Source organism: Bacillus xiamenensis, from assembly GCF_000300535.1.
Lineage (GTDB): Bacteria > Bacillota > Bacilli > Bacillales > Bacillaceae > Bacillus > Bacillus xiamenensis.
The window spans coordinates 1-14,965 of sequence record NZ_AMSH01000014.1; the positions used below are offsets into that span (position 1 = coordinate 1).

Below are 14,965 nucleotides of genomic sequence, written 5' to 3' on the forward strand. Positions count from 1 at the left end.
GGACTGACAAAGAATGCGAGGGTTTGTCTACACGCTGAGCATCCTCCAATGATGGAGGATGCTTTCTTTCATCTGTTTAAGCAGGCAGACTTGCCATGACACTGTTATAAAGCTTAATAAATAAGTACAGAATACCGATCAAAAATGTGGCCCAAAACAGCAGAATAAACATCATAAATCCAATTAAATTCAGCATGGATAGCGATTGATAAATGCGTACCACAACCCAGATAAAATAAATAAGACTTGCTAAAACAAAGAGTCCCACCAGCAAAATGAGCTGCTGCGTCAATAGAAATGCAAGTAAGCTGGCAAACAAATAAACAACCGATGCGATTCTAATTTTCTTTAAGTTTTCCCCTTCAGGGTCCTTTGCAAAAAAGAGCAGCGCCAACTCTAACACTGTATCCGCAATGAGTTTTAAAGCAGATAAAACCATAAAATAAACAAGTGCAAATGCGGCAAATAAAGCAAGACGGATGCCCTGTTCTGAAAAGAATTCCAGCATTCCTTTTAAGACCCCTGCTTGCGTCAAGAAATCAGTCGTGATGCCTACTGTGAAAATCGAAAAAGCAGAGCTGAATAGTAAAATCGAAATTAGCGGAAAATATCCAGTCAAATATGTATTTTTCATAAATAAATCCTTTCTCATAAGCTCCTATTTATTATGGCTCACTTAAAACGGATTGACAAGATGCTTTCCAAGTAAACTGGAATTAACATCAAATTTGTGATTTTTGCACGTACATTCCTTCACAAACTTACATTTTCCCGTTAAAGTATTACTATTACGAAAAAATTGCGCGTTAGGGGTATACTCGTGAAAAAAACTTTAAGACTGCAAACACGGCTGACGATCTTTGTCTGTATTGTTGTCCTCATCTCCCTCTGTATCACATTCTTTACGATATGGTCGGAAACAGCCAAAAATATCCACCAGCAGGAGCGTGACATTGCCCTCTCCACCGCCAAGATGGTCGCAGAGGCGCCGATCACAGCGAAATCACTAGAAGACGATCATTCATATTCAGCACTGCGTAAATATACAACCAATGTTCAGCGTATCACCAAAACCGAATTCGTTGTCGTTATGGATATGAACGGTATCCGCAAAACACATCCGAATCCGCAAAAGATTGGGAAGCGCTTTGCTGGTGGTGATGAAAAGCCAGCATTACATGGGAAAGAACATATTAGTACGGCATCTGGAACACTTGGCAGGTCCATGCGTGCTTTTGTTCCTGTTTATAACAAAGACGGCAAACAGCTCGGGGCTGTGGCAGTAGGGATTACGTTAAAGGAAATTGATTTGATTATTCATCAAAACTTGATCCCGCTCTACTTCGTCACATCACTTAGCCTTCTATCTGGCATTATCGGTGCACTCATTGTTGCACGAAAAGTGAAGAAGATTATGTTTGGACTTGAGCCAGACGAAATTGCGACATTATTAAAAGAACGAAGCGCCATGCTAGAATCAACAAAAGAAGGAATTCTTGCCGTCGATCAGCATGGTAAAATCAAGCTGGCCAATGCAGAAGCCAAACGGCTCTTTCATAATATGGGCATTATGGTTGATCCTAGAGAACAGGATGTTCAGGCTCTTCTTCCTTCAAGCGGCTTAAAACAAGTGATTGAAACACGTAAACCGCTGCTTGATCGTGATGTCAGAATGAACGGACTGGAGCTCGTCTTTAACGAGGTACCAATCACGGTAAAAGGAGAAATTGTTGGGGCAATTGCAACCTTCCGTGACAAAACAGAAGTCAAACACCTAGCTGAGCAGCTGAGCGGGGTGAAAATGTACGCCAATGCCCTTCGTGCCCAGTCCCATGAATTCATGAACAAGCTGCATGTCATTTTAGGATTGGTACAGCTGAAGAATTATGATGACCTTGGCACCTATATCAAAGATATTGCGATTTATCAACAGACAGAAACAAATGAAATCATCAACCATGTGAAAAACTCGGTCTTAGCAGGCTTTTTACTAGGGAAACAAAGCTACATTCGCGAACAAGGTGCTACTTTAGAAGTCATTTGCAGCACCCAGGTCCCTAACTCAGAGGACCCATCTGTGACGCACGATCTTATTACCGTCATTGGGAACTTGTTAAACAACGCACTCGATGCCGTTTCTCATACAAAGAACAAAAACATCTCGATCTCATTCAGATATGTCCAGGAGCAGCTTCATATTGAAATCACAGATACAGGCGTTGGTCTGACAAAGGAAGAACAGGAAATGATGTTTGAGCAAGGCTTCTCAACAAAAGGAGAAGACAGAGGATTCGGCCTCTACTTTGTTGACCAAAGTATCAAAAAATTGAACGGACATTTGATTGTTACGAGTGAAAAAGGAGAAGGAACGACTTTTAGTCTCCGCATTCCGTATAAACAAAAGGAGGATTCACATGATTAATGTGTTGATCGTAGAAGATGATCCAATGGTTGGGGAGCTGAATAAACGCTACCTGACCCAAATAGATGGTTTTGAATTAAAGGGGATTGCCACCTCGTTTCAGCAGGCACTAGAATGTTTGAAGACAGACATCATTCACCTTGTCCTTCTTGATATTTATATGCCTGGACAAAATGGGCTCGCCCTATTATCAGAAATTCGTCAGCAAAATCATTCCGTTGATGTCATCGTCATATCTGCTGCCAATGAAGTCGATGTGGTGCAGCAAACCATGCGTAACGGCGCTGTTGATTATTTAATCAAACCTTTTGAATTCGAACGGTTCCAGTCAGCACTGGCAGAGTATAAACGAAAACATGCCCTGTATCAAACGATGAACAGCATCTCGCAAAATGATTTAGATGCGAAGATCTTTCATAAAAAAGCAGAAGCCGAAAAGGTTCTTCTGCCAAAAGGCCTGACCAAGAGCACACTCAAACTCATCTGGACAAGCATTCAATCATTCGGCCAGCAGGCTTTCACGACCGAAGACCTAGCCAACCATACAGAAATCTCCCAGGTTTCTATTAGAAAATATTTGAAATTCCTTGAGGATATCGAGGTGGTTGATGTGGAGATGGCATACGGGACAATTGGCCGCCCTGTTTTCCAATATAAATTGAATACGAGCAATATGAATTTGATTCAACAATATCTATAATTTGACACATCTGACCTTGACCAAAGGCCAGATGTTTTTTTATGGCATAAGATGTAACAAACCCCTTGATATCAGTGCTTTCACTGTAGTAGAGCACATCACAAAAGCGGCATTATATCATATTTCAGCAGATAAAAAGACATTGAATTAAGCCTTTTAACATTTTTTTAAAAATAAAACAAATTTCTATTTATTTATTCGATCGGAAATGATAAATTATGATTGATTAGTTCAACGAGATATAAGTCTGATGTCTTACATCTTCTCTTCTGTCTCTATCAATTTTAAGAGAAAACAGGATAAATTACCCTTTCCAAAAGGATAAGAGAAGACAAGAGTCGGTCTTTTTTCGCGAGACTTTTCTGAAACTTTTAAATTTTATAGGGGGTTATGTTTTGAAGAAGCGCAAAATTGGACTAGCATTGTCCTTAGTCGTAGCAACAGGAACCATCCTTGGAGCATGCGGCAACTCTGGCTCAAACAGCGGTGAAAGCAAAAAAGATAAAGATCAATTCACTGTTGCAATGGTAACTGATGTCGGTGGTGTCGATGACAAATCGTTTAACCAATCAGCTTGGGAAGGTCTACAAGCATTTGGGAAAGATAACAATTTAACAAAAGGCAAAAACGGCTTTGATTACTTACAATCTAAATCAGACGCTGACTATACAACAAACTTAAACACACTTGCTCGTGAAAAATTCGACTTGATTTACGGCATTGGTTTCTTAATGCAAGATGCGATTACTGAAATTGCAGATCAACGCAAGAAAAACCACTTTGCTATCGTTGATGCAGTCGTGAAAAAAGACAACGTAGCAAGTATTACATTTAACGAAAACGAAGGATCATTCCTTGTAGGTGTTGCAGCGGCTCTTACGACAAAATCGAACAAAATCGGTTTTGTTGGCGGTGTTGACTCTGAATTAATCAGAAAATTCGAAGTTGGTTTCCGTGCAGGCGTTGAAGCAGCTAACCCGAAAGCAAAAGTTGAAGTGAAATATGCTGGTGCATTCGATAAAGCAGACATCGGTAAAGCAACAGCTGAAAGTATGTACAAATCTGGCGTAGATATCATTTATCACGCAGCAGGCGGCACTGGAACAGGTGTCTTCACTGAAGCGAAAAACCTGAAAAAAGCTGATCCTGACCGTAAAGTATGGGTTATCGGTGTTGATAAAGATCAGTATGACGAAGGAAAAGTACCTGGAACAGATCAAAGTGTCACCCTTACTTCTATGATTAAGAAAGTTGACACTGCGGTTCAAGACTTAACAACAAAAGCAAAAGAAGGCAATTTCCCTGGCGGTGAAGTGATCACATACGGTCTGAAAGAAGGCGGCGTTGACATCTCTCCATCTCAGGACAACCTTGACAAAGATGTATTGAAGAAAGTTGAAGAATGGAAACAAAAAATCATCAAGGGAGAAGTCAAAATCCCTGCAACACGTGATGAACTAAAAGATTTTAAAGCTTAATTTGAGCATCGGGATAAGCACGTCTTATCCCCTTGCCTCTCCTTTACCTCCTCTTTATTCGTAAAAGGTGGTAAAAGAAAAGCTGCAGCCTTGTTTTGCAGCTTTTCTTTTGCTAGTTTTTATCTTCATCAGCACCCTAAAAAAGGAGCGGTTAAACCTGTGGATTATGTCATTGAAATGTTGAATATACGCAAAGAATTCCCTGGTATTGTAGCAAACGATAACATCACGCTGCAGCTAAAGAAGGGCGAAATTCATGCGCTGCTTGGTGAAAACGGCGCTGGAAAATCAACGCTCATGAACGTGCTTTTCGGCCTTTATCAGCCTGAAAAAGGTGAAATCAAGGTACACGGAAAACCTGTTACGATCTCAAGCCCAAATGATGCCAGTGATTTAGGCATCGGAATGGTTCATCAGCACTTTATGCTAGTCGATACATTCACTGTTGCTGAAAACATCATTTTAGGAAAAGAGCCAAAGAAGCTTGGAAAGATTGACAAAGAACAAGCCATTCAGCAAGTTCAGGAGCTTTCTGACCGCTATGGGCTGAAAATAGACCCTTCCGCAAAAGTATCTGACATCTCGGTCGGTATGCAGCAGCGAGCAGAAATCTTAAAAACACTTTACCGCGGCGCTGACATCTTAATCTTCGATGAACCAACAGCCGTCTTAACACCTCAAGAAATAAAAGAACTCATACAGATTATGAAAAACTTAATTCATGAAGGCAAATCCATTATTTTAATTACCCACAAGTTGAAAGAAATTATGGATTCCTGTCATCGCGTCACCATTATCCGAAAAGGACAAGGCATTCGTACACTTGATGTGGAAAGCACAAACAAAGACGAGCTTGCCAGCTTAATGGTCGGCCGGGAAGTCTCATTTAAGACAGACAAAAAAGCAGCCTCCCCTGCTGAAGAAGTACTGCAAATTCAAGACCTCACTGTCAAAGACGCCCGAGGAATTGAAGCAGTTAAACAGCTGAACCTATCCGTGAGGGCTGGCGAGATTGTCGGAATTGCTGGTGTCGACGGAAATGGTCAATCTGAATTGATTGAAGCCATTACAGGTCTGAAAAAAACGGAATCTGGCACGATCTTGCTAAACGGGAAACCCATTCAAAATCTCCCGCCACGCAAGGTGACCGAATCTGGAATTGGACATATTCCACAGGATCGTCATAAGCATGGACTTGTGCTTGATTTTTCAATTGGAGAAAATATTTCCTTACAAACGTATTATCAGCGCCCTTATTCAAAGTTTGGTTTGCTGAATATGAAAAACATTTATCAAAAAGCAAAACGAATCATGACTGAATATGACGTGCGGACACCTAGTGAATATACAGAAGCACGTGCGCTATCAGGCGGTAACCAGCAAAAAGCCATTATTGGCCGTGAAGTTGACCGCAATCCGGATTTATTAATTGCCGCTCAGCCGACACGCGGTCTCGATGTTGGGGCAATTGAATTTGTTCATAAGCGTCTCATTGAACAAAGAGATGCGGGCAAAGCCGTTCTGCTCATCTCCTTTGAGCTTGATGAAATTATCAATGTCAGTGATAAGATCGCTGTCATTTTTGAAGGCAGCATTATTGCCATTGTTGATCCAAAAGATACAACAGAGCAAGAACTTGGTCTATTGATGGCTGGAAGTACGCAACAGGAAGTGGGGAAAGAAGCAAATGTCTAATCGCTTAACAAATCTGCTGATTCCGCTTATAGCCATTGTACTTGGTCTTTTCGTTGGGGCCATTATCATGCTGGCAAGCGGTTATAGTGTCATCGAAGGCTATAGCGCCCTTTGGAATGGCGTCTTCGGTGAAACATATTATATGGGAGAAACCATCAGACAAGTCACACCTTATATTTTATCGGGACTTGCTGTTGCCTTTGCATTTCGGACAGGTCTCTTTAATATCGGAGTAGAAGGTCAATTGCTCATTGGCTGGATTGCATCTGTATGGATCGGAACAACCGTCCATGCACCTATGTATATCCATCTTCCTCTTGCACTGATCACAGCCGCTGCTGCTGGTGCATTATGGGGCTTTATTCCTGGATTTTTAAAAGCTCGTTTTTATGTTCATGAAGTGATTGTCACCATTATGATGAACTATATTGCCCTTCATGTGACAAACTATTTGATCTCAAATGTCTTAACAAGCAATAAAGATAAAACGGAAAAAATTGATGCAACAGCTTCGCTTCGCTCTGGATTTTTTGAGCAGATCACCGATTTCTCTAGAATGCATAATGGAATTTTTATTGCCATTATTGCGGCCGTTGTGATGTGGGTCATTATTCAGAAAACCTCTAAAGGGTTTGAATTGCGAGCTGTTGGTATGAACCAGCACGCCTCCCATTATGCCGGGATGAACGTTCGCCGCAATATCATTTACGCAATGCTGATTTCTGGTGCCTTTGCAGGTCTTGCAGGCGCTATGGAGGGGCTTGGAACCTTTGAATATGCCTCTATTAAAGGCTCGTTCACTGGCGTCGGCTTTGATGGAATCGCCGTTGCCTTATTAGGCGGAAACACGGCCATTGGTGTCGTTCTTGCTGCCTTATTGCTTGGTGGATTGAAGGTCGGTGCTTTAAATATGCCGCTTGAATCTGGCGTACCGACTGAGGTCGTTGATATTGTCATTGCGATCATTATTCTTTTCGTCGCCTCAAGCTATGTTATCCGTCTTGTGATTCAACAAATGAAGAAAAAGGGGGGAAAATAAGTGGGATTTCTGCAAATTCTTGAAATCATCGTCCCAGCTACACTTGTTTATGCTGCACCACTTATTTTAACCGCTCTTGGAGGCGTCTTTTCAGAAAGATCAGGTGTAGTCAATATCGGTCTTGAAGGGTTGATGGTCGTCGGAGCATTTTCTAGTATTATCTTTAACTTATTTTTTGCTGATACGTTTGGTGCCTTGACCCCGTGGCTTGGTCTTCTTGTCGGAATGGCCATTGGCGGGTTGTTCTCACTCATTCACGCTGTTGCCACCATTACGTTTCGAGCAGATCAAACGGTCAGTGGTGTAGCGATTAACATGCTTGCCCTCGGCGCTACACTGTTTGTTGTGAAGCTGATTTATGGTAAAGCACAGACAGATAAAATTACAGAGCCTTTCTATAAAGGAGATATTCCCCTTTTAAGTGATATTCCAATCATTGGTGATATTTTCTTTAAAGATGTGTATTATACGTCGATACTCGCATTAGCTCTTGCAGTTGTCGCTTGGTTTGTCTTATTTAAAATGCCATTTGGCTTGCGCCTTCGTGCAGTTGGGGAGCACCCAATGGCTGCTGATACAATGGGAATCAACGTGTACCGGATGCGCTATATCGGCGTCTTCATTAGTGGACTGTTTGGCGGTCTTGGCGGAGCTGTATATGCGTCAACCATCGCTCTTGATTTCTCTCACGCCACCATTACTGGTCAAGGCTTCATTGCTTTAGCTGCGCTTGTATTCGGTAAATGGCATCCATTTGGCGCAATGGGCGCTGCATTATTCTTTGGATTTGCACAAAGTTTAAGCATCATCGGCTCTCTCTTGCCGCTGTTTCAAGATATACCGAATGTGTATATGCTCATTGCACCATATGTGCTTACAATTTTGGCCCTCACTGGGTTCATCGGACGTGCAGATGCACCAAAAGCACTTGGTACGCCTTATTTAAAAGGAAAACGATAAATACAATGTATGTTCAATCCCCTGAAGGACAAACTATCCTCAGGGGATTTTTGTATGATAAAAACGAAAAATCCCTCCATTTATTTTACTTTTATTACACTTAATTTAGTTTAATAAATAGAAGAGTGACATTGAATCTTCTACAATTGAGTCAAATAGCATTTGGGGGTGTTTATGTGGCTAATGCACAACAATTGAAATCGATTACAAATGATTCTGACAATAATAAAAGCGTTTTCCAAAAGATTCTGTCTTGGAAAATTGGTGTTATTGATCTTCCTGTGTATTTAGTACTTGCAGCGATTATTTTAACTGCCGCTTATTTCAATAAAATTCCAGCAAATATGCTTGGTGGTTTCGCTGTTATTATGATTTTGGGGATTTTCCTTGGGGATATAGGACAACGTATTCCAATCTTAAAAGATATTGGTGGACCGGCGATTCTTTCTTTATTCGTACCATCGTTCCTGGTCTTTTTTCATGTTCTGAATCCGAATTCGTTGGAAGCGGTTACGTCTCTGATGAAAACGTCGAACTTCCTTTACTTCTATATTTCTGCTCTTGTAGTAGGTAGTATTCTTGGGATGCAAAGAACTGTTTTAGTACAAGGCCTTATTCGTATGTTTGTTCCTCTTGTTGCAGGTACAATTACAGCTGTAGCTGCCGGAATTCTTGTTGGTCTTTTAGTTGGTTACACACCGCATCATTCTTTCTTCTATATTATTGTACCGATTATTGCCGGTGGTGTTGGTGAAGGGATATTGCCATTATCTATTGCTTATTCACAAATTCTTGGTGTATCAGCAGAGTCATTAATTTCTCAATTAATTCCTGCTGCTGTCATTGGGAACGTGATTGCCATCATCTGTGCTGGTGCAATGAAAAAGCTTGGTGAAAAACGTCCTGAACTAAACGGAAATGGACGACTTGTTAAATCGAAAGAAGCAAACGACATTTTCGAACAGCCTGAAATGGATACGAAAGTTGATTTCGGTTTAATGGGTGCAGGTGTACTCGTTGCTTGTACAACCTTCATCTTTGGTGGTTTGTTAGAAAGCTTTATTCATATTCCTGGGCCAATCTTAATGATTGTTCTTGCAGCATTAATCAAATACTTAAACGTGATGCCTCAGCATCTGCAAAATGGTTCACAGCAGTTCTACAAGTTTGTATCGAAAAGCTTTACTTGGCCGCTTATGGTTGGTTTAGGGATTCTCTACATTCCACTTGATGATGTAGCAACTGTTATCTCAATTCCTTTCATTTGTGTATGTATCGCAGTTGTTCTAGGAATGGTTGGTTCTGGTTACTTTGTTGGTAAATTAATGAACATGTATCCAGTAGAATCTGCGATTGTGACTGGCTGCCACAGTGGACTCGGCGGTACTGGTGACGTTGCGATTCTTTCAGCTTCTGGAAGAATGGGTCTTATGCCGTTCGCTCAAGTATCTACACGTCTTGGCGGCGCAGCAACTGTTATTTGCGCAACGATCTTACTCAGAATGTTTACTTAATCCATACAACCACTAAAAAGCATGAGCCCTCATAAAGGGGCCATGCTTTTTTTATATTTCTTTTCTCCTATAAGACCTTATTCATCAGCTAATACAATTCGTAAATATTCACGGGGCTGAAAAGGATATTGTTTGGTCTCTTGGTAGGTCATATGAATGAGGTGCTCAGAAAATAGCGGCCATTCACTCCCAGCCTGCCACCTTTTTTGATCATTTCGTTCTATGAAGAATGCTCCTCCTAAAATCGTGCAGAATATACTTAAGCTGATGCCCGCTTTTAGTTTCATGTAATCAGCTCCTTTAAGAAAAGCATGTACGAAATACAAAACAATATACAATGAGTTTTATTTTTGATAAAATTATTTTATGGTCAAAAGAACTTAAAATGAATTCAATTTGCCGTAAATCAGTTCAAACCAATGCGCTATAGCTGTGTTTACGCTATAATTTTAATTACCAGTTCTTTAGAACGTGAATTTACATTGATCAAAGGAGGTTTATTTTCTTGCAGCTTATTCACTTCGCCATCCTATCGCCTTTTTTGCTTGCGTTTGTTGTGCCTTTTCTTTTTAAATATGTAAAGCGTATACATACGGGATGGTTTGTTCTTATCCTGCCAATTCTATTATTTATCTATTTTGTCCAGATGATCACGATGACATCAAATGAACGAACGTTGTTCTCACAGGCCGAATGGATTCCTTCCCTTGGAATGAATTTCACTGTATATGTAGACGGCCTTAGTTTGTTATTTACGTTATTGATTACAGGAATTGGCGCACTTGTCGTCTTATACAGTATTTTCTACTTATCAAAGGAAAAAGAACAACTTGGCTCTTTTTATACGTATTTATTGATGTTTATGACCGCTATGCTTGGTGTGGTTCTTTCAGACAACATGGTCGTTCTTTACTTGTTTTGGGAGCTAACGAGCATCTCTTCCTTTCTCTTAATTGGGTATTGGTATCAGCGGGACCGCTCTCGTTACGGAGCAACCAAATCACTGCTTATTACTGTTTTTGGCGGATTAGCTATGCTCGGCGGCTTCATTCTCATTTATCTCATCACTGATTCATTCAGTATTCGAGAAGCAGTCAATCAGCTTCAGCTCCTGATGGCATCGCCTTATTTTATTCCTGCCATGATCCTGATCTTATTAGGTGCCTTTACGAAATCAGCACAATTCCCATTTTACATTTGGCTGCCTGATGCGATGGAAGCACCAACCCCTGTGAGCAGTTATTTGCATTCTGCCACTATGGTGAAAGCCGGCATTTATCTCGTTGCCCGCTTTAGCCCAATCTTTGCTATATCAGAAGTTTGGTTTTGGACGATTTCAATCGTTGGACTTGTCACATTATTCTGGGGATCATTCCATGCTGTCCGGCAAAACGATTTAAAAGCCATTTTGGCCTTTTCTACCGTTAGTCAGCTCGGCATGATCATGCTCATGCTTGGAGTAGGTGCAGCTGCGATTCATGAAAACAATCCTGCCTTTTTTGGCGCAGCCGTACTTGCTGCTATTTTTCATCTCATTAACCATGCTACCTTTAAAGGCAGTCTCTTTATGGCAGCTGGAATAGTTGATCACGAAACAGGTACACGTGATATTCGTAAATTAGGCGGATTAATGACCATCATGCCTATTACCTTTACGATTATGTTAATTGGTACATTCTCGATGGCCGGACTTCCGCCATTTAATGGTTTCTTAAGTAAAGAACTATTTTTCACAAGTATGATCCGTATCTCTGACATCAGCTTTACCGATGTTTCCACATGGGGTGCTATCTTCCCTGCCATCGCTTGGCTTGCTAGTGTGTTTACGTTCATTTACAGTATGATGCTCCTCTTTAAAACATTCAGAGGTCGTCTAAAGGTCGATCAATTGGAGAAAAAACCGCATGAAGCACCGATTGGTATGCTTATTCCGCCAATGATTCTCGCTGCACTTGTGGTCACTTTCTTCTTTTTCCCTAATATCCTTGCCTATTCTGTCATTGAACCTGCTATTCAAGCAATTATTCCTGAAGCCATTGATACAGGAAGTCGTTTTGCTGTGAAAATTGAAGCTTGGCATGGATTCCAGCCAGAGCTTTATATGACAATAGGTGTTATTGCGCTCGGCACAATCGGTTATTTGACGATGTCAAAGTGGCGTCCGATATACAATATCTTTAAGGAAAAATGGTCATTGAACGCTTTATATGATCGTTCGCTGATAGGAATAGAAAAAGGCTCATATCGCCTGACAAGCGGTTACATGACAGGTTTCCTACGTGACTACCTTGTCTATGTGTTTGGTTTCATGGTGATTCTGCTTGGAAGCGTCATGTTTTACCAGCAAGCCTTCTCATTTCAACCGGATCAAGCTGCACCGATCGGTACGTACGAAGCCATCCTTTCACTTGTGATGGTGGCGGCAACTGTCACTACGGTATTCGCTCGTTCACGCTTAACAGCTATTATTGCTCTAGGTGTCATGGGATACACCCTGTCATTATTCTTCGTGATTTTCAGAGCACCTGATCTTGCGCTGACACAGCTCATTATTGAAACGATTTCTGTTGCACTGTTTTTACTTTGCTTCTATCATTTGCCGAAGCTGAGTCTGAAACAAAAAACACGAAGATTTAAATTAACAAATTTGATCATCTCATTAGGTGTTGGAGTCGTTGTCACCTGTCTTGCTTTCGCTTCAACAAGCCAGCAGTCTCTTGACACAATTTCAACGTACTTCATTGAAAACAGCTACAAACTGGCTGGCGGAGACAATATTGTCAATGTCATTCTTGTCGATTTCAGGGGCTTTGATACACTCTTTGAGATTACAGTGCTGGCCATTGCGGCACTCGGTATTTATGGATTATTGAAGGTAAAAGCACAAGGAAAACGGAAGAGAGGCGTACGGCGATGAGAAAGATTGATACGAATGATATGCTCTTACAAGTCACAACAAAAATCACAGCATTCATCATCTTGCTTTTCTCACTTCACCTCTTTCTTGCAGGACATAACAATCCTGGCGGAGGATTCATTGGCGGTTTGATGAGTGCTGGTGCTGTCGTCCTTCTGCTTTTAGCCTATGATCTTAAAACAGTCAGACGCATTTTACCATTTGACTTTATTTATGTGGCTGGTGCCGGTTTGCTCGTTGCCATCCTAACAGGTATGGGATCTTTTCTGTTCGGAGCACCTTTTCTATCCCATGCATTTGATTATTTCCAACTGCCGTTTCTAGGGAAAACAGAGCTGGCGACAGCTGTACTGTTTGATATCGGTGTGTATTTGGTTGTTGTTGGTGTTACCATGACCATTATTCAAACGATTGGAGAGAAGGAATAATGGAATTTCTAATGTCTATTATCGTCGGAATTATCTTTATGGCGGCGACCTATTTAATGCTTTCAAAAAGCCTTCTGCGGGTCATCGTCGGTACGGCCGTTTTAAGTCACGGCGTCCATTTGCTTTTATTAACAATGGGCGGCTTGAAAAAGGGAGCACCTCCTATTTTGAAAGAGGGGCTCACATCCTATGTAGATCCATTGCCACAAGCATTAATTTTAACAGCCATTGTCATTGCTTTTGGTGTAACATCCTTTTTGCTCGTGATGGCCTTCCGTGCCTTCCAAGAGCTGAGAACAGATGACATGGATCAAATGAGAGGAAATGATCAGCATGAATAATCTCGTGATCCTGCCTATATTAATTCCATTACTAGCCGCTACATTATTAATCTTTATGAATAAAAACATCATGCTGTCGAGAGGCTTTAGTGTCTTTGCATCACTTTCAGCTGTGATGTGTAATATCTATTTGGTGCAAACGATTTTCACAAACGGCATACAAACCCTTTATTTGGGCGGCTGGAAAGCGCCATTTGGCATTGCCCTTGTGGCAGATCAGTTTGCCGCACTTCTCGTGCTGACCGCTTCGCTCGTGGGTCTTGTCACAGTTCTTTTTTCCTTTCAAACGATTGGGAAAGAAAGAGAGCGGCTGTTCTATTATTCTGGCGTACAGTTCTTGTTAGCTGGCGTCAGTGGTGCCTTTTTAACAGGGGATATTTTCAACCTATTTGTCTTCTTTGAATTACTGCTGATGGCGTCTTATATGCTCATTGTGCTGGGGGGATCAAAGCCTCAGCTCCGTGAATCACTGAAATACATCGTGTTTAATATCATTTCATCGGCATTATTTATTGTTGGTGTCGCTTGTTTATATGCAGTCACAGGCACACTGAATATGGCTGATTTAAGTGTAAAAATAGCTGAATCAGGGCAAACGGGGTTAATCACCGTTATTTCTATTCTGTTCCTGATTGTATTTGGCTTAAAAGCTGGGGTCTTCCCGCTTTATTTCTGGCTGCCAGGATCCTATCATGCACCGCCAGCAGCGATTTCGGCTTTGTTTGGCGCACTGCTGACAAAGGTCGGTTTATATGCAATTGCCAGAGTCTTTACGCTCATTTTTATACATGATACAGGTTTTACACATACAATCATGGCTTGGCTTGCCGCACTAACGGTTATATTCGGTGTCATTGGGTCTATCGCCTATGCTGATGTGCAAAAAATCGTAATTTATAACATTGTCACAGCTGTTGGCGTCATTTTGTTTGGAATTGCAGCCAATACACCGGCATCACTCCAAGGTGCCATTTATTATCTCATTCACGATATGGTGATCAAAGGCGCTTTATTTATGCTGGCAGGGGCACTGTTTGTGTATGCTGGTACCAATCACTTAAAAAAAATGGGCGGACTGATTCAATCCCAGCCTCTGCTCGGCTGGATGTTCTTCCTATCAGCTTTATCTCTTGCAGGTATCCCGCCGCTTAGTGGATTTGTTGGCAAGCTAAAAATTGTGGAAGGTGGATTCTCTGCTGGATACATGACGTTTTCTATTCTTGTTTTACTGTCCAGTCTTCTTGTCCTTTATTCTATTATGAGGATTTTCATGCTCGCATTTTGGGGCAAGGAACAGGATATGCCAAGAAGAAAGCCATCCATTAGAGGAATGGTGTACCCTGGAGTACTGCTTGTAGTCTTATCGCTTGCGATTGGATTAGGGACAGAATTCATTGCACCTTATATCAATCAAGCTGCAGAAATGCTTTCAACACCAGAAAAATATATTCAAGCTGTGCTGAAGGAGTAG

13 protein-coding genes are annotated in these 14,965 nt (G+C 41.3%); 11 read left to right on the forward strand and 2 right to left on the reverse strand.

Features of this window, described 5'->3' with window-relative positions:
* Positions 1–76: 76 nt before the first annotated feature.
* Complete coding sequence (locus BA1_RS06970) at positions 77–634, reverse strand: YufK family protein (protein WP_008357146.1); 558 nt, start codon at positions 632–634, stop codon at positions 77–79.
* Positions 635–820: 186 nt separating this feature from the next.
* Here BA1_RS06970 and malK point away from each other — a divergent pair, with 186 nt between their 5' ends.
* The 7 genes from malK (at position 821) to BA1_RS07005 (ending at position 9,808) form a co-directional block, all read left to right on the forward strand.
* Complete coding sequence (gene malK, locus BA1_RS06975; RefSeq protein ID WP_008357148.1) at positions 821–2,422, forward strand: malate sensor histidine kinase MalK; 1,602 nt, start codon at positions 821–823, stop codon at positions 2,420–2,422.
* Positions 2,415–3,122, forward strand: coding sequence for a response regulator (locus tag BA1_RS06980; RefSeq protein WP_008357151.1), 708 nt, complete (start codon positions 2,415–2,417; stop codon positions 3,120–3,122). Before malK ends, BA1_RS06980 begins: the two co-directional genes overlap by 8 nt.
* A gap of 395 nt (positions 3,123–3,517) precedes the next feature.
* Positions 3,518–4,600: a BMP family lipoprotein gene (locus tag BA1_RS06985; RefSeq protein ID WP_008357152.1), complete on the forward strand. Its 1,083-nt coding sequence runs from the start codon at positions 3,518–3,520 to the stop codon at positions 4,598–4,600.
* A 159-nt stretch (positions 4,601–4,759) separates the two neighbouring features.
* The gene (locus tag BA1_RS06990; protein ID WP_008357154.1) at positions 4,760–6,295 is read left to right on the forward strand and encodes an ABC transporter ATP-binding protein; all 1,536 of its coding nucleotides are present in this window, start codon (positions 4,760–4,762) and stop codon (positions 6,293–6,295) included.
* Positions 6,288–7,334, forward strand: a complete 1,047-nt coding sequence (locus BA1_RS06995; protein ID WP_008357156.1) for an ABC transporter permease — start codon at positions 6,288–6,290, stop codon at positions 7,332–7,334. The genes BA1_RS06990 and BA1_RS06995 overlap by 8 nt, the downstream gene beginning before the upstream one ends.
* A complete protein-coding gene (locus BA1_RS07000) occupies positions 7,335–8,294 on the forward strand; it encodes an ABC transporter permease (protein ID WP_008357158.1) in 960 nt (319 codons plus the stop codon). It abuts the gene before it with no gap.
* Positions 8,295–8,470: 176 nt separating this feature from the next.
* The gene (locus BA1_RS07005) at positions 8,471–9,808 is read left to right on the forward strand and encodes a 2-hydroxycarboxylate transporter family protein (RefSeq protein WP_008357160.1); all 1,338 of its coding nucleotides are present in this window, start codon (positions 8,471–8,473) and stop codon (positions 9,806–9,808) included.
* Between the two features lie 77 nt (positions 9,809–9,885).
* Here BA1_RS07005 and BA1_RS07010 read toward each other — a convergent pair whose 3' ends face one another.
* On the reverse strand, positions 9,886–10,095 hold the full coding sequence (locus tag BA1_RS07010; protein WP_008357162.1) for a hypothetical protein: 210 nt from the start codon (positions 10,093–10,095) through the stop codon (positions 9,886–9,888).
* 218 nt (positions 10,096–10,313) lie between these two features.
* On the opposite strand from BA1_RS07010, the gene BA1_RS07015 reads away from it, so the two are divergent.
* The 4 genes from BA1_RS07015 to BA1_RS07030 are packed head-to-tail and all read left to right on the forward strand — an operon-like array spanning position 10,314 to position 14,965.
* On the forward strand, positions 10,314–12,725 hold the full coding sequence (locus BA1_RS07015) for a Na+/H+ antiporter subunit A (protein WP_008357164.1): 2,412 nt from the start codon (positions 10,314–10,316) through the stop codon (positions 12,723–12,725).
* The gene (locus BA1_RS07020) at positions 12,722–13,153 is read left to right on the forward strand and encodes a Na(+)/H(+) antiporter subunit B (RefSeq protein WP_008357166.1); all 432 of its coding nucleotides are present in this window, start codon (positions 12,722–12,724) and stop codon (positions 13,151–13,153) included. The genes BA1_RS07015 and BA1_RS07020 overlap by 4 nt, the downstream gene beginning before the upstream one ends.
* Positions 13,153–13,494, forward strand: a complete 342-nt coding sequence (locus BA1_RS07025; RefSeq protein ID WP_003213576.1) for a Na(+)/H(+) antiporter subunit C — start codon at positions 13,153–13,155, stop codon at positions 13,492–13,494. Before BA1_RS07020 ends, BA1_RS07025 begins: the two co-directional genes overlap by 1 nt.
* On the forward strand, positions 13,487–14,965 hold the full coding sequence (locus BA1_RS07030) for a Na+/H+ antiporter subunit D (protein ID WP_008357168.1): 1,479 nt from the start codon (positions 13,487–13,489) through the stop codon (positions 14,963–14,965). The genes BA1_RS07025 and BA1_RS07030 overlap by 8 nt, the downstream gene beginning before the upstream one ends.